Genomic DNA, 19,554 nt, shown 5'->3' with positions numbered 1-19,554 from the left:
TTCTACAATGAGTAAAAATAACGCTCAAAGCGTTGTTGATAACGAATGGCTGGCGCCCCGCCCGCTGGGCGGTGATAAGCACCCGCCGCCAAGCCCCAGTGTTGCTTGTCTTGATATGCCTTTTTGAGCAATTGGCTGGCGTAGGTCAAATTGCTGGTCGGCTCAAGTGCGGAGCAGGGCGAATTGAACGCAGACTGATGCCAATGCCAGTTCACCTGAGTCAGTCCAATATCGACGGAGGACGTACGAGTGAGAAACCCAAGCAAAGCCTGACACGCCGCGTCTCGACTGGGGTAGTAGTACCCCTTCCCTTTGACGTTCAGCGTCCACGGCCAAGGTCTTTGGGTGCCATTGGTTAACCGAGTGCCCGTTTCGGTCATGGCGAGCGCATAAAGGGCCTTGTCAGGTACGCCGACATTGGCGGCAATGGATTGATACAGCGCTGGGACGGCAAGGCTTGATGAGCTGCTCAGAGCGCCGACCATCATTAAGGCAAGTCGATAAGCGCCCATTCGCCCCCCTTGCGGTGTGCGCTCATAGGAAAGGTGCGCCCGCTCGATATGGAAAAGGAAAAGGCCAATCCAGCATCATCATGATTGAGCGTGACCGCCCCTGATTGCACGTCCGAGGTGGTGATGCCCGCCTGCTCTGCCCAGCGCTTCAATCGCTCATCGTCTTGCTGTATCCCACTGATGTAGACATCGACCGCCACGCCCTGGCTGCGCCACTGTTGATAGGCGGTAAAGCAGGTCAGGCAATCTTCTTGCACGAACAACGCGACGCGGTCAGGTCGCTGAGTGCCAATAGGCTTAAGGGTGGGATAGAGGCGCTTCCAAGCGGACTGATAGGCGCGATTGAATGCCAACAAGCCCTCGACTCGTTTCTTCTCGTAGTGCACCAAGGCTTCCGCGAGCTTTGCTCTCTCGCTGGGTGTGCGTGCAAAACGTCCAAGTACGGTGATGGGGTTGGATTTCTCAAGACCATGGCCCTGTGGAGAGCTCATCAAAGTTTCATAGCGCTGCCAATCTTGCTCTGACAACCCCCAGGCTTTCGCCTGATTCAGCGTCTGAACCGTGGTTTCTTGGGCGTGGGTGTCTATTGGGTCTGTTGTGCCTGCGTAAGTCGCACTGCTGAGCGTGAGAGCGAGTGCCATTAAGATGGGTTTCATTAAGGTTTCTCCAAAAAGAAAGTGGTGGTGTTTTTCGATAAACGCACGCCTTGTTGAGTGATGCGCTCAACTTTCCAGGCTTGATAAGTTTGCCCCTCACGAAGCGCGCGAAGCTGTGACATGTGGGTAGCATTGGCCTCCCCGACAATGGCTAGGTGATGCATCCCTCTTTTTTGCACATCAAAAAGGGCAAAAGGCGGGGTAATAATGGGCTTGGCTTTCGGTTTGGACTGATTTGATACAGGCGTTGTCACGACTGGCGCAACCTTGGTGCGAGGCGCTAGACTTTGCTGGCGCTGCCCTGTCGTTTTGAGCGATTTAAGTGCCTTGGTGTGGGTGTTTAATAGGTGCTTAATAGCATCAAGGCGGGTTTGAAGGTCTGACACCCTTTCTCGCCTGTCTTGCAAGGTGATGCGTTGGGATTGAGCGTCCAGCACGCCTTGATGCGCGGTTAATTGGCGTTGGATACCACTCAGCTTATTCAAGATGTTTTGGGTATCTTCTTGATGGGCAAGCTGTTGGGTGTTCAGCGTTTCTTGATGCGCTAACAGGGCGTTGCTCGTTTCTGTGGCGTGCGTTTCAAGGCGAGACTCTACGACTTGAAGCGTTAGCCAAAATGTTGCACCACATAGTATGCTTGCCAAGCAGAGGCAAAGCAGTACGGCAAGTAAGCGCCGACGAGATATTTTGGGCGAGGGTGACATGTTCGTTCCTTATGATGATTCCATAAGGAAACGATACCAAGCTCACATTGAGAGTCACGAATTAGACAGCTCGAAAATAGTAGAAAAATAGTGCCGTCTAACGTTTGACTTCTGGTCTATTTGTGGTAGGTGATGTATCCGGTAAGGGCAAGGTAAAGCGAGTGGCGGAGTGTGGTACACTGCACCAAACTCCAGCTCACAATCACCATGCTATGAAAGAAAAAAGCCCCTACGACCATTCTGAATCCAGAGCGATGACGGTTTCTCAAGCCACTCAAATGCTCAACGTCTCAGAAGAGACGCTGATGCACTACTTTTCAAGAGAAGGCTCGCTGGAGTCAGCGATTGCAGCGATTTCCTATCGCCAGGCCAGTCAAAGAATGAACACCCCTTACCTTGGGGTGAGATTCCCCTTTTTGATGCCTCCATTATGGCGCATTGCACTGGGCGTGCCTGATTATTAACACGAGGTGTTAGTGAGTGAACTCTCCCCACTCTCTGTCAAACGCTTGCTGCTCCTTGATGGCTTCAATGCGCTTTCTCGTGGCGTGGATTGTTGTGTCACTTTCAGCGCGCTGGGCCATGAGCGCTTTCTTTTCTTTTTTGCTGACGATGTGTTTTGGGGGTTGTGTGTTCATGCGCACTCCTTGCGAGAATAGAATTAAAGCCGAATCAGCGTAATGACGCTGATGGGTTTACCATCATTATAGATGATGACAAACCGTACGCTTTGAAGTGTGTCAAAAATTTCGTACGCGACACTTAGGGAGACGCGTCTCTTCGGGTAACGCTTGGTCTTCAATGGTGCGCTCATTACGCACGTTATACCGGCGTGGAGTGAGCACTTTGTTCTTCACCTGAAATGTCAGGTGGTTGTTGCCCACCTTTGTCCAGTATTGGCTGGGAGTAATAAGGTCGGACAAGCGTTGAGTCTTTAATATTCTCGGGTAAACCGAACGGTAAATGTACGAATGGTTTTTAACGTCATCCCTCATAGGCCCCTCTTTCGCTGAGCACCTTGCTTAACAAAAACCAATTCGCGGTCATTGGCGTGCCTGACCAGCGTTTGGGTCGATATGCTGTGCTTCTTTGCTATCTCTTTTTTGTACTTGAAATTCCCCGATACATAGTCGCTCAGCGCTAGGGCGATGGTCTCTTGAGGGACCGAGTATTGCTGATTGATGACGTTCTTTTTGTTGGGGTTGTTCTGACCTCGGTCAGTTCGGTTATCTTGACTCCATCGAGTGAGCGCTCGCAATGAAGTGGGGGTTTCAGTCTGACGCTGAGTTAATTTCATTTTATGCCTGTGTGTTTGAGCTAACTGGACGATTTTCGGGGGTAGATATAAAGGAAAAGAAGAGGCTTATCAATGGTTTTGAAAAAATGCCCCTACCATTTTACGCGTAAGGGAAACCAAGCCGGTTTGGAGTAGATAAGAAAGGGTTTACAGCAATCATGTTAATATCAGTGCGGCGCTTCGTCAACGTTGTTAAGAGCATGTTTCGTGTTGATATGGTGGTGTTCGATAGTTTAGTCAGCGGCGCGCCAAGTAAAAAAAAGCCCACACAACACTACACTGCTGAGTGGGCAAGGGAGACGATTGGCGTCACACCTCTTTGTGGGTGCTCGGTGTTTGTTTACAGGAGCCTATTTGACACCAATCGGATAAAAAAGCGCTCACGCCCTTCGGTTGTGGCCTCAAGACTCCCATTGAATGTACCATTCAACGCTCATCTCAAGGTGGGATTATCTCAATCGTACCGATTTTCTGTTCAGTGGGTGTCCATCTCGCTCTCGATAGAGCAGATAACCTCGATGCTGGGTTTTATTCAGCAGATATTTTGCTCTCGCATAATAAGTGCGAATGTAGCGCCAGTCGTTACCTTCCAGCATTTCCAATACGACCAAGTCGCTGGGTGCAAATTCTTCTTTCATAGCGAACCTTAATGGCAGAGCGTACAGAAGGCACTTTTCCGTTATGCGATGGCTTTTCGACGGCGCAAACCTAAGAGTGCGATTAGAGACAAGCCCCAAACTGACAGAGAGCCGCCTGATTCTGGAGTGATATCAATGACTTCATCGCTGCTTAGGTGAAGCTGTCCCGTGCCTATCACATCAAGCTCGTAAGTACACGTATCGAACTCGTTAATAGTTGCTAGAGTCTGACAAGTACCGCCAACAAGCTGAACATCGCCTGTCGCGTAAGCAGAATCTGTCACACCATTTTGGTGCAATGACTGAACTTTCACAGTCTGAGTGCCCGTGCCTTTAAGTACAGTCGGATAATGCCAACCGTCCACAGTCTCAAGAATGAAGTCTTTTGAGTAAAAGAGATCTGCGAAGGCATCACCTCCGCTAGTTACTCCTATGATTTCATCACTAGCGTTAAACCACGCGCTGCCACTATCGCCGTTTTCTGTCTGCGAAATTCCTGCTGCGTATTCGTGATACATTCGATAGTGAGACGCATCGCTTACTCGCATTACTGAAAAGTCACCACGTTTCAATTCAGTAAGACTACCAGCGAAACCGTAGGTATGAACCGCATCGCCTACGCTTGCGGTAGGATTGTTTAAGTCAGAAAAAAATCGGATGTTTTGGTTTGGTTGTGTACCTATGTTTAGAATAGAGACATCGTAATCAGTAGTGAAGCTATAGTTTGGATTGTCAACTTTTGAAACGACATCAAGATAGCTACCGTCATGTGTAACAACTACGTTATCAGGGATGCCACAGTGCGCAGCAGTAAGAATTTGATCACCGCCAATGATTAAGCCAGTGCAGTTACCCGAGACATAATCATCAAAGTCACTTTGCCAATCGACAACAGTTCCGTTTGTGATAGCAAAAGACGAGCTTGATAGTGCACTTAGCCAAAGTGCGAGCAATGTTTTTTTCATTCTGACGTTCCTTTTTCATTGTAGAATCTAGCCATTTCAATCAATGCAAGTCTTGCTTTTCGATTGTTTGTGACACCAATGCTCTTTGCTGCTTTATCAACTGCTTGAGTAACTATCTTATGGTCTTCATCAGTTAGATAGCAGCCGTATATAAGTTTTTTATCATCTCTATAAGCTAGCTTTGACATGGTATACGCCTCTGGTTGTGTAGATGAACACATTATAGCAAAACCTCATGAGGATATCCATATCCTCATGAGGTTTTTTGGTTATTTTACTCGTTTATAACAAGTTGAAATAATTGAACCGCCGTTGTTGGAATGATTTACATCATCGTAGCCTGACGGACAACTACAGTTTCCTGTAATTGGATTTGGCGAGCTGCAACTTTTTTTTCTGTCACTAATCGTTTCGCCGTAACTACCTCCGAAGAGATAAGGATCGTCAGTTGTTGTTTCTGACTTCGGCGGCTCTAGTCCGTCATACAAATCTTTTTCATATTCAGCGCGGTTTTGCTTAACGCTGTCCCAATACTCGGCCTCACTCGCATAACCATCTTCAAGCGTAACCTTTGCAAGCACCGTATGGCTTGCCATTGCGCCACTCATAAGCGCAATCATTAACATTACTTTTTTCATGACTTTCTCCTGTTAAATACACTGAACTAAAGCGGTCGCTTTGCCAAGATTCGTTACTTCAAGGTTCTTTGTGTTCTTGTTTCTCAAAGAAGCTTCAATACCGACAGTCCAGTAATTGCTATTTTGAGTTAGAATGTAAGCTTTGAAGTTGCCTAAATAGTCATAGCGATGATCAGTATTAATGCCACCAAAGTTCAATATCAAATTCGGTGACAAACCTTTGCTGCACTTAGGCTTCATTACATCATCAAGATGTGAAACCCCCTCAATCGTCACAAGTCTTCTTGATACCGATATCTGACTGCCGTCACTTGCTGCAATCATGTAGTCTTTCGCGTTCGTGATGCCGTGTGCGCCCCCCACATCCCAATCACCAGTTAGCGTTTTTGAACCGTTGCGCCACACCATCTCTGAGTAGGCGATTGAGTCTTGTAAAAACTTAACATTCAGTTCTACGTCGTAATTAGGTCTTTGTTTTGCGCCAATCTCTCTTAACGGTGCAACCCAGCGGTTGTATCTATCCCAATCCTCATGCCCTGCGCCTCCTCCAGGAGCGAGATCGCCCAATGGAATGACAATCTTGTACTGATTATCGAAAGTCTTATAGCTTTTCTCTTGAGTGATGCGTCGATTACTCCAATCCACGCCATCATAGCGAAGGCACTTACCCGCTGACTCCTCGGCTAAACTACATCCATCATTAAGATAAGGAGAAGCAATCAGCGCATCCAAGGACGGGGGCCACGTCTCAAAAATCAATGGGTTTTCATAAGATACGTCATCATAGTTATTATTTTTAACGTACTGAAACTGCCAAGATTGCGCGGCTTCCATTATTTCACTGATTGAGACAGCAAAAGCTTCTCGGTCGAGCTTGTCTTGTCGCTTTTGATCGAATTTGTAGTATCCCAACATTAAGGGAGCCGCTATTGACAACCCGAGCAAAACGCTCATTAAAGTGGAACCTTGCTGCTTTTTGTGGGACACGCTTTTATTGAGTTTCATTTTTTTCCTTTATTTGAATCGTTACAACGGATCAACGAAGCAGTCGGTTGACCAGTCGTATCGGTTAAATTGATATTGAGATTTCAGGTAGTAATCCGTATTGGAATACACGGTCAGCGTCTTAGCTCCAAAATCCAGGCGGTAGTGCGTCCCAAATCGAGGCGCAACCTGTTTAAGCTCGTCGAGTTCAGCTTCTGTTTTTCCATGAAACAGAACTTGATACGTCACCCAAGGCGGATTTAAGTGGTATTGCGTGGTGATGTCCCAATCACTCTCAAACGACTCGCTTAAATAGTCCTTCGCTTTCAGCGCCTCAAGGCTGTGATTGCCAGGCTCTGTCATGCAGCTCGTCTCTCCCACATGAAAGCTCATGTTCGTTGCCATGGCGTCCATCACCGTTTGAGCTTGCACGCTTAACTCGGAATGTAAGCGCATAGAGGCGGTATAGTGCCACCCCACCCCCACTACACTGGCGCTCAGAGAGAGCGCCAGAATCATCGATGGCAGATTCACTACAACGTCACCGTAATGTTATTACCTGACAGCGCAATGGTGCTGCACCCTGTAAAGCTGGCGCAGTTGCCCGAACTCATGGTGGCGAGCTTGTCGGCAATGCTGTCGATGTACTGCGTATCAATACCTGTCACGGTGACATCTACTAAAGAGAAGTTACTGTTGGGCGCTAGCTGGTAATCACCACCGTAAGGGTTAGTGCCTTTGCCGTCTCGCGCTTCACCACATAGGGCTTTTGGTGCGGCATTGCGGTTTTCATCGCAGACTTTGGTCATAGACAACCCCGTGTGATTGATGATTTTGACGTTTTCTGCTGCCGCCTTGAGTGAGTTAACTGCTTGCGTCGTCTGAAACTCTTTTAATGAGCCTGATGCCATTGCGTAAAGCTGGATGAGCCCCAAAATTAAGCCGCCTGCCAGCACAACCCACAGGGCGAAGTCAGGTAACGAGAATCCGCCTTGCTTCTTAGACAAAGGGTGGCGGCGTGATTGTGATTGCATTGTTTTTTTCATGATAATTCCTGTTGCTATAAGATTTGTGTTAAGAGGTCGTTCATTACCGACCCAACGAGGGTCAGCAATAAACCGATGCCTATCAGCAAAATGACTTTGGGAAGCCAGGCCTCAAGGCGTTTCAATTGTTTCTCCACCGCATCGCGGTGGTGTTCGCCTGCACGAAGAAGAAGATGCGTCAGCCTTTGGCTCTCCCCTAAGACATGCAGTTTGCTTTGCGTGGTTTTCATCAGTAGTCCCGTGTCCATCACGCTGCCTAAGTTACTGGTTCTTAGCAGTGTGGTGCGCATGGCGTGAATGTGATGACGCAAATACGGGGTGGCTTTCGGGGCAACCAGAGACAAAGATTCATCCAAACTTAACCCTGTTTCTGAGAGCTTTCCGACGACCTCTAAAAAACCACTGGCAACCCCAAGGCGATAGTGGGAGAACAGAGGCAGCTTATCGGCGAATGAGCGTCCAAAACCCGACCACAACGGCAAAGCAATAGTGATGAGCGTCAGCAGTAGCGCAATGGCGATAGCCAGAGCAGGCAAGACGGTATCGAGAGTTTGATGCAGTTGACTACCTGTCCCCATCTTCAATTGAGCGGTCTGGATGATTTCGCCTGAAATGTAGAGCCCCATTGAGCCTGTCGCGCACATCATGGCAAGGGGAAATAGGGTCACCTTGGCTAACCGTGCCATGACATTTTGCCCCCCTTGTAAGATGCTTAAAGCCACGCGAATACCCAGCAGGCGGTTGCCCGCCTGCTCGCCCGCGTCAATCGCCCCCACAACCATTGGGCTACACCAACGACCCAGCACCTGAGAAAACGCTTCCCCATCGGCGGCAGCTTGCTGGCCTTCGCGCCCAACTTTTTGCTCACTGCTGCTGCCGTGCTCGGTGAGCAAGGCGCAGAACTGCATGGTCGTCAGGCCATCCTCTTCGCACATGGCCCACTGCTCCAAGAGGCTTTTTTGGTCTTGACGAGTGAACATCAAGGCTTGGAGATTCATGCTCGCTCCTCCGTATCGGCGAGTTGTTGATACAATGTCTGGTAAATGCTTTGGCTTGGCAGTTCGACCAGTCCATCAACCTGCTCAGACGCACTCAAAATATCTACCTGACCTAACCGCAATCGGTGCAGAGCGTGCGCTCGAATATCAGGCCACCCTTTTGATTTCAGATGTTTTTTCCAACCGAGATAGTCACGATTTTGGAAAAAGTCGCGGTCATCGTCGTCTACCGCAATCATCTCTATGACAAGCTTTCGCCCTCTCTCCCCTTTGCTGTCGCATTGAGCGCAGCCTTTAGGGCGTGTGATGGCGGCGTGTTGCGCCTCTTCACCGAGCACCCGTTTCAGTTGTTTGATTTTTCGGTGATACAAAGGCAATTGCCCCGCTTGCTCATACAGCGTGCGAGTTTCATCGCTAAGCGCTGGGCACTTACAGTCGCACAGCGAGCGAATGAGCTTTTGGTGGGTAAAAAGCTGCATCAGACCAGGCGCTGCCACCACGGAAGCTGGCACATCAAGCTGCTCAATGAATATCGACGGCACCCCGATGGCGCTGTTTGAGTGCAGTGTTGAGAGCGCTAAGCCTCCCGTTTCCCCTTTACGGATGAACTCTTTCACGGTGTCGGCCTGTCTAAGCTCGCCAAACGAAGTCACATCAATGTCTTGACGAAGTTGTTCGTGCGCATAGAAGGTGTAGTCGAGGTAAAGACCACCACCCTCTTTGAGCTCTCGCTTAGGCTCTACCAGCGTTTTGGTGACCATGGTCTGCTCAAACTCCACAGGGTCTTCCAAGCTGTGTACGCAGCGCGCTGTTCGGTCAATGGTCTCAAGCAGCGCGTACATCATTGATGATTTACCCGACCCCATCGGCCCCGTTAAAATGATGATGCCACTTCGGCGAGCTACTTTTTCTTTCAGTAACTTGGTGTGCGCAGGCAGTAAATCCATGCCTTTCAGGGTTAATGGCTGACCAAGGGAGGTTAAGCAGCGAAGGACCAACTTAAACCCTCGGTCAAGTGGCATTAACGCCGCACGCCACTCCACAGGTTGTAATCGACCCTTGACCTCCAGGTTGAGCTCAAAACGGTCATTCATCGGCGTTCGCACAGAAAAGTTTTGACGACCTAGCACCTGGAACAGGTAAGAGCCCAACTGATGCCCTGTCGCATCTGGCAGTCTCTGCGCGCTTTCGCCATTAGAAAGCACCAGCAAAGGCTCACGCTTCCCATCCACTCGAAGGAGTACCCTGGTTTGGTTGCGATGCACCTCTAGGTGGATATCTGACGCGCCTCGGTTAACCGCCGATTGACACAGTGCGGTTAAGCGGTCACCCACGCTGGATTTCATCTCCCCCCCTTTATCGAGCAAGAGCGCTTGTATGCTGTCGAGGTGGATGGTCAATGCGTTGCGATCTAACAAATAACGATTGGGTACCCAGCCTTTGGCTTGACCAAAGTGGGCGCAGTGCGTCATCAGGTAATCACGAATTTCATCACTTTTCGGCGTGCTCGGCTGACCTGTATGGATGTTCCCCCTCTTATCGACCACCGTGTGGCCATCCTCAAGACAAAGCGTTAGCAGCGCTTTGTCCATCGTGAGTTCTATATTCATTCGGTTTCTCCAGTGCGAATAAAGCGTTTCTTGCCGCTCTCAGAGAGCCAGACACCCGCTTTCTCAATCTTGATGATTTCAACATTGCGATAGCGCGTCCCCTCCCATGCGGGATAAAGCTGGGTCATGTCACCCGTCATAAAGAGATCCATTTCCGCCCAGGGTTTATCCCCATCAAAGTAAGTGCGGTCTACATAGATAGGGGTAAACTCGGGCTTCTTTGCTTCGGTGTTTGTGGTTGCTGTGGCCACAGGGACGGCTTGATTTAAGCCCAACTCTCCTTCCCCTTGCGCTTTTCGAATTTCCGCATCCAGCTTGGCATTAATCAGTGCGTCCTGCTTATCGACAAGGGTCAGCGTATCTAAGAATCTTTCGGAAAAGTGCTTATCCACCGCCCCAAGCGTGATGGGCCTTTCGGGTGTTTCAGGGGCTTTTTTGTCTTCTTTTTCAACATCCGACGCCACCTTGTCAGGTTGAGCTTGAGTGTGCGCCGACGCTTTTTCCGCTTGCGAGCTCTCCTGTGTGCTGGTTTCCTCATTCTTCCCCTTAGAAATCGGCGAAGAATGAGACTGAGGCTCCTTATCCTCATAGTTTTCGGCTTGTTGGGGCGCTTGTGCTGCCTTTAGGTATTTTGAGCCTTTGTCGGTGTTCATCGTCGCGGCGAGTGCGGCAATTCCGATGAGGCCGACTATCGCTGCTCCCACTTTTACTTTGCTGCTCATTGTTCATCTCCTTGTCGAGTGATGAGTATCATCGTTAATGTTGCCTCCCAAGTTCGTTCGGACTTGGGGGAGAATGTGGCCTTTCGAACAAACAGAGGCAGCGCTTCAAAGGCTTGACTAAATTGCCCCAAACGTCCTGCACTGAGCTCTCCTTTTACTTCAATCATGGATGAAATGAAGTGAGGGTTCGCAGACTCACTGACCACCTTGGTAACCAGTCCTACTCGGGTTAACGCGTCCAGTAACGCCACTTTGGTGGACGAATGCGGCGCGCCATGGCTTAACCAATGCGTATTGTCGCTTGGGTTTTTCCAGCGAATGTCCGCACGGTCTGACCAAAGCGTGATGTAAGGCTTGAGCTTTTTGTAGTAGTCCGCAAACGCCAACATCATGCCGACCTCCCCGTGCGTCTCGCGCTGAATATCAATCTGCACATTGCCTGATTGACTTTGGATGCTGCCCACTTTCCACCCTTGAGGGAGGGTGTCGGTTAATGTCATCGCCATGCCCAGCTCATACATCAAACGGTGAGCGCTGTGCCCCTTTGCGATGGCTTCTCGATACGCTTCGTTTGGGTCAGTTTTCACTTGGGTTTCAACGACTTCTACCGTTTCCACGGTAGGGGGCGCTTTCACAGGGGTAACCTCTGGAGCAGTCAGCCAAGCTGCCCCTCCCCAGGCCAGTGCGACCAAGAGCCCCGCGCCCGCTACCATGAGAGGCCAACGGCGTTTCTTTAGGGTGTATTGCCCGATGACGCTTTGCTCTTGCTCGGTCAGAGGCGCCATGTGTTCAATGCTGGCTTTCGCATTGAATGGGGTGTTTGGCAAGCTTGTGGTTTCATCTAAACCCACCCAGTAATGGTGAGATTGACCTTGCACATCAATGCTGCCAGAGACGTCATTGGTCGCTTGAGACCAATGCTGAATCACCTCGCCTTTGTGGATAATGGTCACATGCCATTGCGCCCCTTCTTTCTCATCAGGGTGGTGCGCCATGACTGCCGCGTGCTCAACATCACACCCACGAGCTTTCAATACGCGTCGGTACACTTCTGACCAAGCCACACCTGGCGTCACTTGCGCGTACAGAGATAGGTGCGTTTTTCCTGACACAAAACAGCGATACGGCTGACCTTTCCCTGCACCTTGCAACGTCAATCTTGCAAAGAGCGGATTCCCGTTATGGGGCAACGTAAAAAACATCATGGACACTCCTTAACCATCCGCGCGAATGGGCGTCAGTAACACCAAGGTTTCCACTCGCTGCGTTTGAGCACTCCAGCCACCGAAAAACGGCACACCAAAGAAGGTGCTGTCTTGAGTGCTGCTCTCTTCCTGTGAGATAGAGCTCAATACAATGGTTTGCCCATAGCGAAGGTTGGTTGCCATGTTGATTTTCGACTCTTTCATTTGAGGGAATTTCACGACTTGACCATTAATGTCTTGTTGCTCAAACCCTAAGATTTTGGTTAGCAGCCCTGAGATACGCAGGTGGACTTTTTCATCTTGGATGTTCGGTACCACAATGAAATCCATGCCTGAGCGACGGGTGTCAATCTCAATATCAGAGCTCACGACCCCTTCATCGGAATCACTGGATAGGCGACTGATGTAATCCACGGTGTTGCCTGTCGTGATGTGGTTGGTTTGGTAGTTCTGCACATACAGCGATACGGGCGATTGAGTGGCGGTTTGACCTTGCTGGTTGAGGGCTTGAATCAGCGCTGTCGAGCCTGACCACTTGCCGCCTCCCGTGAATGCCATGCCTGAGCCGCCAGAGGACTCCAAAGACGTCCCTGGAATGAAAAAGGTTAAACTGCTGTCGTTACCAATATCTTTGACCAAGTTCCAATCCACGCCGCGCTCATGACCTAAGTTCGAGCGAAACTCCAGCACTTCCACTTTCAGCAGTACCTGAGCATTTAAGTCCGCCTCACTTTGCTCAATGAAAGCCTTCACCGCTTTCATTCGAGATGGGGTCGTGCGCACCACTAGTCGAGAAAGAGACGATATCGCTTCCACACTGCCAACGGTGTTATCATTATCACCGTTGGTGTCCATTAGCAGCGCTTTCACGCCGAGTGCCACCTGCTCAAAGGGACTGACATCCTCTGTCGAGGTGGTGACAAACTGCCCCTCTAGCTGCGTGGTGCCCTCTTCATCATCCCCACTGTCTCCCGAGGTGGACTCACCAATTTGACCGCTAATTCGGCCTGGCGGCAGGCTCAGTTCAAACGTTTCTGACAGCATAGGCTGAGCGCTCAATGTGTTTGCGCCAGGAACCAAAGCAATGTCGGTTAATGCTTGCAGTTGATTCAGTGCGTCAGAGAGCGTCCCATCAACAGAGAGCGACACGGGCAGGTCGCGCTTCACGTCGCTTTGGATTTGTACGCTCACGCCCGCTTGGCGAGAAAGTTTCACCAATACAGACTCTAGAGGTTGTTGGTAAGCGCTGATTTGCACGGGTTTATCGAGCCACGCATATCGGCTGGCTTGCATCGGGCGAATGTCCACGGGTGGAAAGCTTACGGTCTCCACTTTGTTTGTTGTCAGCCCTTGTTGATAAGCATCAATACGTTGTGATACTTGGTCGGATTCACTGTTTCTCTTGTCGTATTCGTTGAACCCCAGCATTTCACACCCCAGCAGCGAGAGTGAAAGCATGATCAAGGCAACGGGCTTCAAAGTGCCTGAAGATATCGGCATCATAATGTACTCGCTTTGGTTAAGTAGAGGGTGCGGCTCTCATCAAGGCGCTGCACTTTCAGTGGGTAAGAGGCCAGGATTTCATTCATGGCTTGATTGATGTCACCGCGCTTGGTGACCATTGGGTAAACTTGGTCAAAGCGGTAGTCGGGTAAATCTGGCTGCGCTTGCCATTTCCAACCGTATTGTTTTGCTGCAAAGGCGCCCGCTTGTGACAGAGTCTTACCTTGCAATAAAAATAGAGTGACAGCGTCACGCTTGTAAGGGTGAAGTGCCGCCATCTCTAGTGAAGGCTTAGGGGTGTAAGTTAACGCATCGAGCCCATCCACTTGATAAGAGAGCGCGGCCACGGCTTGACCTAGCGTGCCCTCTTTCACAAATGCCTCATGAGCCGATTGAGAGAGCGCCTCTTGAAACTGAGGGACTTTGGCAATGGCAACATGCTTAATGCCACCGCGATTCATCCAGCGAAGGAGCGCCGTTCGATAGGTTTCCCCCACCTTGACTTTAAAAGTTGAGCGACCAGATAGTCCCGTAACCTTGCCTGGCACCGTCTTACTGACTGAATGCGTTACGCTCTCTCCCAAAAACAAAGCATCATTGGCTTCTTGAAGAGACTCACTGCTGGCAGCTTGGTTGTGAGCAAGCGCCTTGCTGATGGTTGGTGTTGGCGTAATGGCATCCTTTTTTGGGGGCTGCCAGACGTAGCCTGATTTCAAAGAAAAGCCCACTTCGCGCTTAACCACGTCTTCTTGGAGTTCAAAGGCTTCACCACCCAGCACTTGCAGCGCCTCACGAAGTGGCATGGTGCCAAGGTCGGAGTGCGCCAGTGGCAACGGCTGCTTGTAGAGTTGCTCTTCACCATAAGAGCGCGGCTCACGCAGCTTTACGCCTGAGTCATCCAGTAAGAAGTTCAGTCCCTCCTTAACGGTTAAATCCGCATCCAGCGTTGGAATGCGCGCATCGACAGACACATTGAGAATATCCACCAATCTCGCCCCGTGCACTGGGTTGCTCAGGGTGTAGCGTGAGGTCTTTATCATGGCGCTTTGTTGTAAATCGGGCGCCGTGCGCACATTCATTGGCGCCATGGGCTCTGGGATAACAGGCGGCGGCTCACTCGCGCATCCGACTAACGTCAGTACGCCAATGGCACAAGGTATCGCTTTCATGTTCGTTTCCTTGTTGTTGTTCAATAAGGAAACGATACCAAGTTTAGATCGAGAGTCACGGATTAGACGGCACGAAAATAGCAGAAAAATAGTGCCGCCTAATCCTTGACTTTTTATATACCTGTGAGTGAATTTTGCTGCGGAGTGTTGATTGCACCAATGTGGTGCAAAAAGAAGTGCGTTTATTTAAATGAGAGAAAGGATTCACTGAAAGTCGATGAGATAAGGAAATAAGCGCAGCATTTTCTTATCTTATTGGCTTTGCAGGTAGGGCGAAGCCCGTAGGACGGCATAGAGTCCTGTTTTTCAGAAAAAGAAAACGCCTCACAAGGAGGCGTTTGAGTTAATTCAACACTATGCTCAAAGTAGGTAATGCTATTTATCTTTCGATAACGATTCGACTTTCTCTGTAAGCTTTTCTATCTTTACTTCTAACTGACGGCATCGCTGCTCTAACTCTTTTCGAGTAACGCTTCGCTTTGCCAAATCATACATAACGTACAGTAAGTCTTTAGCGGTAACATGGTTGCTACTTTTGTCCGACATGACAGTAACCCTCCAATGTTATTGACTAAAAAGCATCATGATTTGATCTTTAAAAAACAAAGTCATAGAAAGGCTCACGAACAGAAAGGTCAAGCGGTCAAACTTGGCATCAAGCTTATCAATTCGTTTTCCAAGATCATCTTTAGCGTCATCAATGCGCTTATTGCTTTCATCAATGCGCTTGCCTAAATCTTCCTTCACTTCATCGATTCGATGGTTAAGGCGTGATTCAGACTCTTGCACATGCGATTGAGTCGCAGTGTGCATGAGTGCATTAATGACTTGCTCTGACGAAAGAACAATTGAATGGCCCTGATTGTCTGACATTGTCGTTCCTTTCATTGGATTTCCTTCTTTTAGTATAACAAAAAAAGCAGAACACCCAACCCATTACAGAAGCGGTGCCCTGCAAGGGATAACGTAAGAAAGCAAAACACGATCACTCGACTTTGCTTAGTGCCGTTGTTTTAAGAGTCTGGCAGACTCCAATGAAAGTACCCTAACGGGCGACTTTCAGTGGGTTTGGGTTACATAACCCAACGTTGACGCTTGGATGACAGAAAGACATGAATTCTTTCCATTATCGACGGTGGTGATTGGAATTGAGGATAAGAACGCTCGATCATCGGCGCGGCCTCATCCAGAACGTCTAAACACCAACCTTGCGCCAGATAACACTCCTCCTCAAATTGCTCTTCAAACTCAGGAAAACGCTCAGGCCAGCTTTCAGCTAGCGATTTCGCGTGATTCACCATGTTTAAAGCCACATCCACATTCCAAGCAAAATAGTCTTGGATGCGAGCGTGCTGTCCCAAAATCGTATAGAACATGTTCATTTCTAATTGAAATTGAGCGTAGCACGCTTCAAGGGTCGTGATAGTTTGGCTCATGTTTTTCATTGTTTTCTCTCTTCTTAATATAAAGCGAGAAAACAACCCCACCAGGCGGAGAGTGTTTCCCGCATGGGTCAGTCACGCCCGAAGGCGTGCTGATGTGGTTTTGATTAGGCAGCGTGGGTATTCGTTGCTTGAAGCTTAGTGGAATGCACCACTTGACCGTTCACTTTCAAATACTTCACTTCCAAAAGACGTCCCTTGATGCAAGCACCAGGTTCGCCCGTTTTTGGGCCTTTTGTGTAGATATACTGATGCAAATAGATATCACTGATGAGCACACTGGCCGTCACGGTATCTTCTTTGGTCATCCCAACCAGGTGTTTATCAAACAAGTCGATGGCATCTTTGCCAACAACTATGCAATCAAAACGGGTCGAATCTTTGTCTGTACCATAGTGGCAATTCACTTCGACCGACCAAAACGGCTGGCCCTTTTTCGGCGTTACTTTACGGATACGGTTAAGATATCCAATACCTTTGGTATGTAGGTTTAACGCTTTCTGGGAGTCTTGGTTTGCTTGTGACATGATTTTTCTCTCTCTTCAAAAATGAAAAAAGCGAGAAAACTATCACCCCATGGGAAATAATATTCCCGCATGGGTTTTGGATTGTAGGCCATAGCAACATCTTAATGATTTGCTATGTTAGCCATTGCCGAAACAATGATTTGAAATCCCTTCAATCTGACTGGGTCAGACCGCGACACGCTTCCTAGGGGCATTTAAGGCTTATTGAGGCCGTGTGCTTGATACCGCTTAACGTGGGTAACGAACGTATTAAGAGTGGTTACGATAGCAAAAATCGATCGATTGTAAAGAAGAAAGGTCGATTTTTGCTCGAAAATACTAGCCGAAGAAGTTGCAATCAGGGTCTGCTTTTAGCGTGCCTATCGCGAACTCCAAATGAGAATGTATCGAGTGCTTCATCCACTTTCCTGACGCTCGCATTCCATACAAAACCCAATGCTTTTTCGTATTCACGTAGGTGATTTTTGCAACAGGAAAGCGCTGCGTTGTGCCGTCTCTTGAGAACGAATTGGAGAGTTCATAAAGCATCACACTTTGCTTCTCAATCTCAGAAATATAGTCAATCTGCGCTCTCACAGCTTGAGGTGGACGTATCTCTTCCACAAATGTTTGCATCATCTTTAAATATCGAGCTGTCTCAAACTCACTAAACGCCATACATCCTCTCTCGGTATACTGACTGGTTAAACATGGGCCACTCTGACTTTGGCCATTAAGAATGCGTTAATAACAGGTGAGAAAAACCCTGCTCATTAATAGAGTCTTGCACTAGCGTGTAGTGCCCTTCATCATCAAATATCTTGATGAGCTGACTGAGTTTATCGGTTTTGATGAACAGCTTTAACGGCCTAAGCTGGATATTCTTGTCATCAAATCCTTCTTCAATCTCTTTTGCTGCCATATAGAGAATGTCTTCTTCTTTGTGTTCATCCACATGCTCAAGCCGAGATTCAAACCCCGCTTGTTCATAGGCGTGATTGAGCGCCACGTAAAGGTCATCCGCATGAGACAGGCGCTTATAATGCTCTTGAGCCATGGTGTTAATCTCATCCAGGCCTTGCTGTAAGTCTCCGCCTTTACGCCCCAGGTTCAACATGGTTTTCATGTCTTTCTTGATGGCTTTAAATTCAGGGAGATGCTGCCTAGCTTTGATGTATTTGACTAAGATGGCGTTACGCTTGGCCTTGGGGACAAACCCCTTGGTCGCTTGGGTTTGCATAAACAGGTGAAGCAGCGCATTGGACACCAATGTATTCAGCGCTTTGTAGTATTGATAAGTGTTCGACATACCTAGCTCTTATGCTCTGTCCATTGTCCGAGCTCTTTCGTCAACAAAGGACGCCCAACCACATCAAGAATTATCGTGCGGACGGTATGCTCAGGCGCGGTCATGGTCGCGCTTTGTTTTGCCGCTCTGGTGCCTTTCATGAATACCGTTTCCGATTTCAGTAGTGTCTCTTCGTTATCATAATAACGAATTTGGTAAGCAGCCATATTGCCTCCAATCGGTGATAAGTGGCGTCATATTCTCACTGCTCACCCATCAACACAATGCCCATCGCCATTCTCCACAAAAACGCACTGAAAATAGCGCTTGAGGTCACACCAATATTCGCTACAATACTCGCGCCATTGGGGAACAGGATGCTCATTGGCCGGAGTCCTCTCACAGGCGCTCCGTTGCGTGCATCGTATAATGGCTATTACCTCAGCCTTCCAAGCTGATGATGCGGGTTCGATTCCCGCTGCACGCTCCAATTCATACTCTAAGGCAATTCCCATGCAAACGCCCCCTTCTGATGAAATGAAACAAGCGAAAAAAGCGTTTAAGGCCAACTTGAAAGCCTACCTCTCTCAGTTCGATGAGAAATTGGACACGCCCGATGTCAGTCAGATATTGCGCGCCTTCAAGCCCGTGATATTCCAAGAGTCGATGGGCATGGTCGGCAAAAGAAAAAGCCACGTTGCAAAAGTGTTAGGGGTCAACCGTGGCATTTTATCGAAAACATTAATCGATCACCCTAAACCTGACACGCTCCCTTCAGAAGAAAACACATAATGCTTATGGTGCCCTTCTAAAAAATTTGCGAGTCCAGATTATGATTCATGTTGCACCACCAGTCATCAGGAAGCGGTGGCACTTGTCCATACTCTTCAGCGAGCTTCAAACACTGCAACACAATTTCAAGGTGAATGGAAAATTGATCCTTGCCATTATCAAACACAAACGCGGTCGTACTGTCACACTCTGCACATTCCACCTCCGCGGGAGTATTACACTTATCAACCGATGACAACACCAAAGAAGCCTTCAACTTACGCAGTAGCAACTCAATAAAACCTTGAACATCGGCATTATCCCAGAGGTCAGCGGTAACATGGGCCACTCGACAAGAATCCTTCAAATCACCCCCTGTCGGTATGTGGGGCTGACACCCCATATTGATCGTCACTTCGAACGAATCCGCACTCAACACATGAAGGGATTCATCCGCTCGATAACAGTAATGGGTCACCGCTTTTCCTGACCATACTGGCATCATGGCCTCCACCAACTCGCCAAAGCTGGACTGGTATTGTGGACGAAGACGAAGCGCTTTGGGTCCATAATGAGTGTGCGTCATCGCCTCCTTCAAAAAGGTTTTTATCCGCAACGTGCTGAATAATGACACCCGTTGTATGCGATAAAGTCTGCTCATGACTGTTGTTCATATCTATCTTCCTGTTCAATGGTTATTGCTCAGTTATCCACCTTTTCGGTGGATAACCCTGTACACATTTCACGCTACGCCTTGTTGGGCATAGCTTTGCCAATCTTGCCCTTTTCATCAAAAAAGCGAGCCGTACATCCCGATTTATAAGCGCTGCATCCCCACCAGAATTTCCCTTTGGCTTTCGCGGCTTTTCGCACTAAGACGCCTTTGCCACACTGGCAAGA

Annotated in this window: 29 protein-coding genes and 1 tRNA gene; 3 read left to right on the top strand and 27 right to left on the bottom strand. The window is 48.8% G+C overall.

Features of this window, described 5'->3' with window-relative positions; all coding sequences use genetic code 11:
- Positions 1-2: 2 nt before the first annotated feature.
- Genes AB4484_RS00150 through AB4484_RS00140 form a run of 3 tightly spaced genes read right to left on the bottom strand, consistent with a single transcriptional unit; the run spans position 3 to position 1,872 of the window.
- On the bottom strand, positions 3-512 hold the full coding sequence (locus tag AB4484_RS00150) for a hypothetical protein (protein WP_372075860.1): 510 nt from the start codon (positions 510-512) through the stop codon (positions 3-5).
- On the bottom strand, positions 488-1,168 hold the full coding sequence (locus tag AB4484_RS00145) for a TIGR03759 family integrating conjugative element protein (protein ID WP_372075858.1): 681 nt from the start codon (positions 1,166-1,168) through the stop codon (positions 488-490). The genes AB4484_RS00150 and AB4484_RS00145 overlap by 25 nt, the downstream gene beginning before the upstream one ends.
- On the bottom strand, positions 1,168-1,872 hold the full coding sequence (locus tag AB4484_RS00140; protein WP_372075856.1) for a hypothetical protein: 705 nt from the start codon (positions 1,870-1,872) through the stop codon (positions 1,168-1,170). Before AB4484_RS00140 ends, AB4484_RS00145 begins: the two co-directional genes overlap by 1 nt.
- A 104-nt stretch (positions 1,873-1,976) precedes the next feature.
- Here AB4484_RS00140 and AB4484_RS00135 point away from each other — a divergent pair, with 104 nt between their 5' ends.
- A complete protein-coding gene (locus AB4484_RS00135) occupies positions 1,977-2,336 on the top strand; it encodes a hypothetical protein (RefSeq protein ID WP_372075854.1) in 360 nt (119 codons plus the stop codon).
- A gap of 9 nt (positions 2,337-2,345) precedes the next feature.
- Here AB4484_RS00135 and AB4484_RS00130 read toward each other — a convergent pair whose 3' ends face one another.
- From AB4484_RS00130 to AB4484_RS00020, 23 genes are all read right to left on the bottom strand, one after another.
- The gene (locus AB4484_RS00130) at positions 2,346-2,510 is read right to left on the bottom strand and encodes a hypothetical protein (protein ID WP_372075852.1); all 165 of its coding nucleotides are present in this window, start codon (positions 2,508-2,510) and stop codon (positions 2,346-2,348) included.
- A 353-nt stretch (positions 2,511-2,863) separates the two neighbouring features.
- Positions 2,864-3,169 (bottom strand): hypothetical protein, encoded by a 306-nt coding sequence (locus AB4484_RS00125; RefSeq protein WP_372075850.1) that lies wholly within the window; start codon positions 3,167-3,169, stop codon positions 2,864-2,866.
- Between the two features lie 449 nt (positions 3,170-3,618).
- Entirely contained in the window at positions 3,619-3,807 is a 189-nt protein-coding gene (locus tag AB4484_RS00120; protein WP_372075848.1) for a hypothetical protein, read from the bottom strand.
- 41 nt (positions 3,808-3,848) lie between these two features.
- Positions 3,849-4,772: a trypsin-like serine protease gene (locus tag AB4484_RS00115; protein WP_372075846.1), complete on the bottom strand. Its 924-nt coding sequence runs from the start codon at positions 4,770-4,772 to the stop codon at positions 3,849-3,851.
- Complete coding sequence (locus AB4484_RS00110; protein WP_372075844.1) at positions 4,769-4,960, bottom strand: hypothetical protein; 192 nt, start codon at positions 4,958-4,960, stop codon at positions 4,769-4,771. Before AB4484_RS00110 ends, AB4484_RS00115 begins: the two co-directional genes overlap by 4 nt.
- A gap of 81 nt (positions 4,961-5,041) precedes the next feature.
- Complete coding sequence (locus tag AB4484_RS00105) at positions 5,042-5,410, bottom strand: hypothetical protein (protein ID WP_372075843.1); 369 nt, start codon at positions 5,408-5,410, stop codon at positions 5,042-5,044.
- A gap of 12 nt (positions 5,411-5,422) precedes the next feature.
- Complete coding sequence (locus AB4484_RS00100; RefSeq protein ID WP_372075841.1) at positions 5,423-6,415, bottom strand: hypothetical protein; 993 nt, start codon at positions 6,413-6,415, stop codon at positions 5,423-5,425.
- 21 nt (positions 6,416-6,436) lie between these two features.
- A complete protein-coding gene (locus AB4484_RS00095) occupies positions 6,437-6,850 on the bottom strand; it encodes a hypothetical protein (RefSeq protein ID WP_372075839.1) in 414 nt (137 codons plus the stop codon).
- Between the two features lie 77 nt (positions 6,851-6,927).
- Entirely contained in the window at positions 6,928-7,440 is a 513-nt protein-coding gene (locus AB4484_RS00090; protein ID WP_372075837.1) for a hypothetical protein, read from the bottom strand.
- 14 nt (positions 7,441-7,454) lie between these two features.
- The gene (locus AB4484_RS00085; RefSeq protein WP_372075836.1) at positions 7,455-8,438 is read right to left on the bottom strand and encodes a type II secretion system F family protein; all 984 of its coding nucleotides are present in this window, start codon (positions 8,436-8,438) and stop codon (positions 7,455-7,457) included.
- On the bottom strand, positions 8,435-10,048 hold the full coding sequence (locus tag AB4484_RS00080) for a GspE/PulE family protein (RefSeq protein ID WP_372075834.1): 1,614 nt from the start codon (positions 10,046-10,048) through the stop codon (positions 8,435-8,437). The genes AB4484_RS00085 and AB4484_RS00080 overlap by 4 nt, the downstream gene beginning before the upstream one ends.
- Entirely contained in the window at positions 10,045-10,770 is a 726-nt protein-coding gene (locus AB4484_RS00075; RefSeq protein ID WP_372075832.1) for a hypothetical protein, read from the bottom strand. Before AB4484_RS00075 ends, AB4484_RS00080 begins: the two co-directional genes overlap by 4 nt.
- A complete protein-coding gene (locus tag AB4484_RS00070; RefSeq protein WP_372075830.1) occupies positions 10,767-11,975 on the bottom strand; it encodes a hypothetical protein in 1,209 nt (402 codons plus the stop codon). The genes AB4484_RS00075 and AB4484_RS00070 overlap by 4 nt, the downstream gene beginning before the upstream one ends.
- Positions 11,976-11,984: 9 nt before the next feature.
- On the bottom strand, positions 11,985-13,478 hold the full coding sequence (locus AB4484_RS00065) for a hypothetical protein (protein WP_372075828.1): 1,494 nt from the start codon (positions 13,476-13,478) through the stop codon (positions 11,985-11,987).
- On the bottom strand, positions 13,475-14,647 hold the full coding sequence (locus AB4484_RS00060; protein ID WP_372075826.1) for a hypothetical protein: 1,173 nt from the start codon (positions 14,645-14,647) through the stop codon (positions 13,475-13,477). The genes AB4484_RS00065 and AB4484_RS00060 overlap by 4 nt, the downstream gene beginning before the upstream one ends.
- Before the next feature lie 375 nt (positions 14,648-15,022).
- A complete protein-coding gene (locus AB4484_RS00055; RefSeq protein WP_372075824.1) occupies positions 15,023-15,193 on the bottom strand; it encodes a hypothetical protein in 171 nt (56 codons plus the stop codon).
- An 18-nt stretch (positions 15,194-15,211) separates the two neighbouring features.
- A complete protein-coding gene (locus AB4484_RS00050) occupies positions 15,212-15,535 on the bottom strand; it encodes a hypothetical protein (RefSeq protein ID WP_372075823.1) in 324 nt (107 codons plus the stop codon).
- Positions 15,536-15,720: 185 nt separating this feature from the next.
- Complete coding sequence (locus tag AB4484_RS00045) at positions 15,721-16,092, bottom strand: hypothetical protein (RefSeq protein ID WP_372075821.1); 372 nt, start codon at positions 16,090-16,092, stop codon at positions 15,721-15,723.
- Between the two features lie 104 nt (positions 16,093-16,196).
- Positions 16,197-16,616 (bottom strand): DUF3577 domain-containing protein, encoded by a 420-nt coding sequence (locus tag AB4484_RS00040; RefSeq protein WP_372075819.1) that lies wholly within the window; start codon positions 16,614-16,616, stop codon positions 16,197-16,199.
- A gap of 318 nt (positions 16,617-16,934) precedes the next feature.
- A complete protein-coding gene (locus AB4484_RS00035) occupies positions 16,935-17,273 on the bottom strand; it encodes a DUF3024 domain-containing protein (protein WP_372075817.1) in 339 nt (112 codons plus the stop codon).
- A 55-nt stretch (positions 17,274-17,328) separates the two neighbouring features.
- Entirely contained in the window at positions 17,329-17,904 is a 576-nt protein-coding gene (locus AB4484_RS00030) for a DUF2913 family protein (protein WP_372075815.1), read from the bottom strand.
- Positions 17,905-17,906: 2 nt separating this feature from the next.
- A complete protein-coding gene (locus AB4484_RS00025) occupies positions 17,907-18,110 on the bottom strand; it encodes a hypothetical protein (protein WP_372075813.1) in 204 nt (67 codons plus the stop codon).
- Between the two features lie 35 nt (positions 18,111-18,145).
- Positions 18,146-18,268: a hypothetical protein gene (locus tag AB4484_RS00020; RefSeq protein WP_372075811.1), complete on the bottom strand. Its 123-nt coding sequence runs from the start codon at positions 18,266-18,268 to the stop codon at positions 18,146-18,148.
- Between the two features lie 30 nt (positions 18,269-18,298).
- Between AB4484_RS00020 and AB4484_RS00015 the strand changes: the two genes are divergently transcribed.
- Positions 18,299-18,373: transfer RNA gene (locus AB4484_RS00015), tRNA-Gly, on the top strand.
- A gap of 23 nt (positions 18,374-18,396) precedes the next feature.
- On the top strand, positions 18,397-18,675 hold the full coding sequence (locus tag AB4484_RS00010; RefSeq protein WP_372075809.1) for a hypothetical protein: 279 nt from the start codon (positions 18,397-18,399) through the stop codon (positions 18,673-18,675).
- A gap of 16 nt (positions 18,676-18,691) precedes the next feature.
- Here AB4484_RS00010 and AB4484_RS00005 read toward each other — a convergent pair whose 3' ends face one another.
- Positions 18,692-19,240, bottom strand: a complete 549-nt coding sequence (locus AB4484_RS00005) for a hypothetical protein (RefSeq protein ID WP_372075807.1) — start codon at positions 19,238-19,240, stop codon at positions 18,692-18,694.
- Positions 19,241-19,554 lie beyond the last annotated feature (314 nt).

This window comes from Vibrio sp. 10N.261.46.A3, from assembly GCF_041472995.1.
Lineage (GTDB): Bacteria > Pseudomonadota > Gammaproteobacteria > Enterobacterales > Vibrionaceae > Vibrio > Vibrio coralliirubri.
The sequence above is the reverse complement of the archived record's forward strand: the minus strand, read 5'-3'. Positions and strand labels throughout refer to the sequence as shown.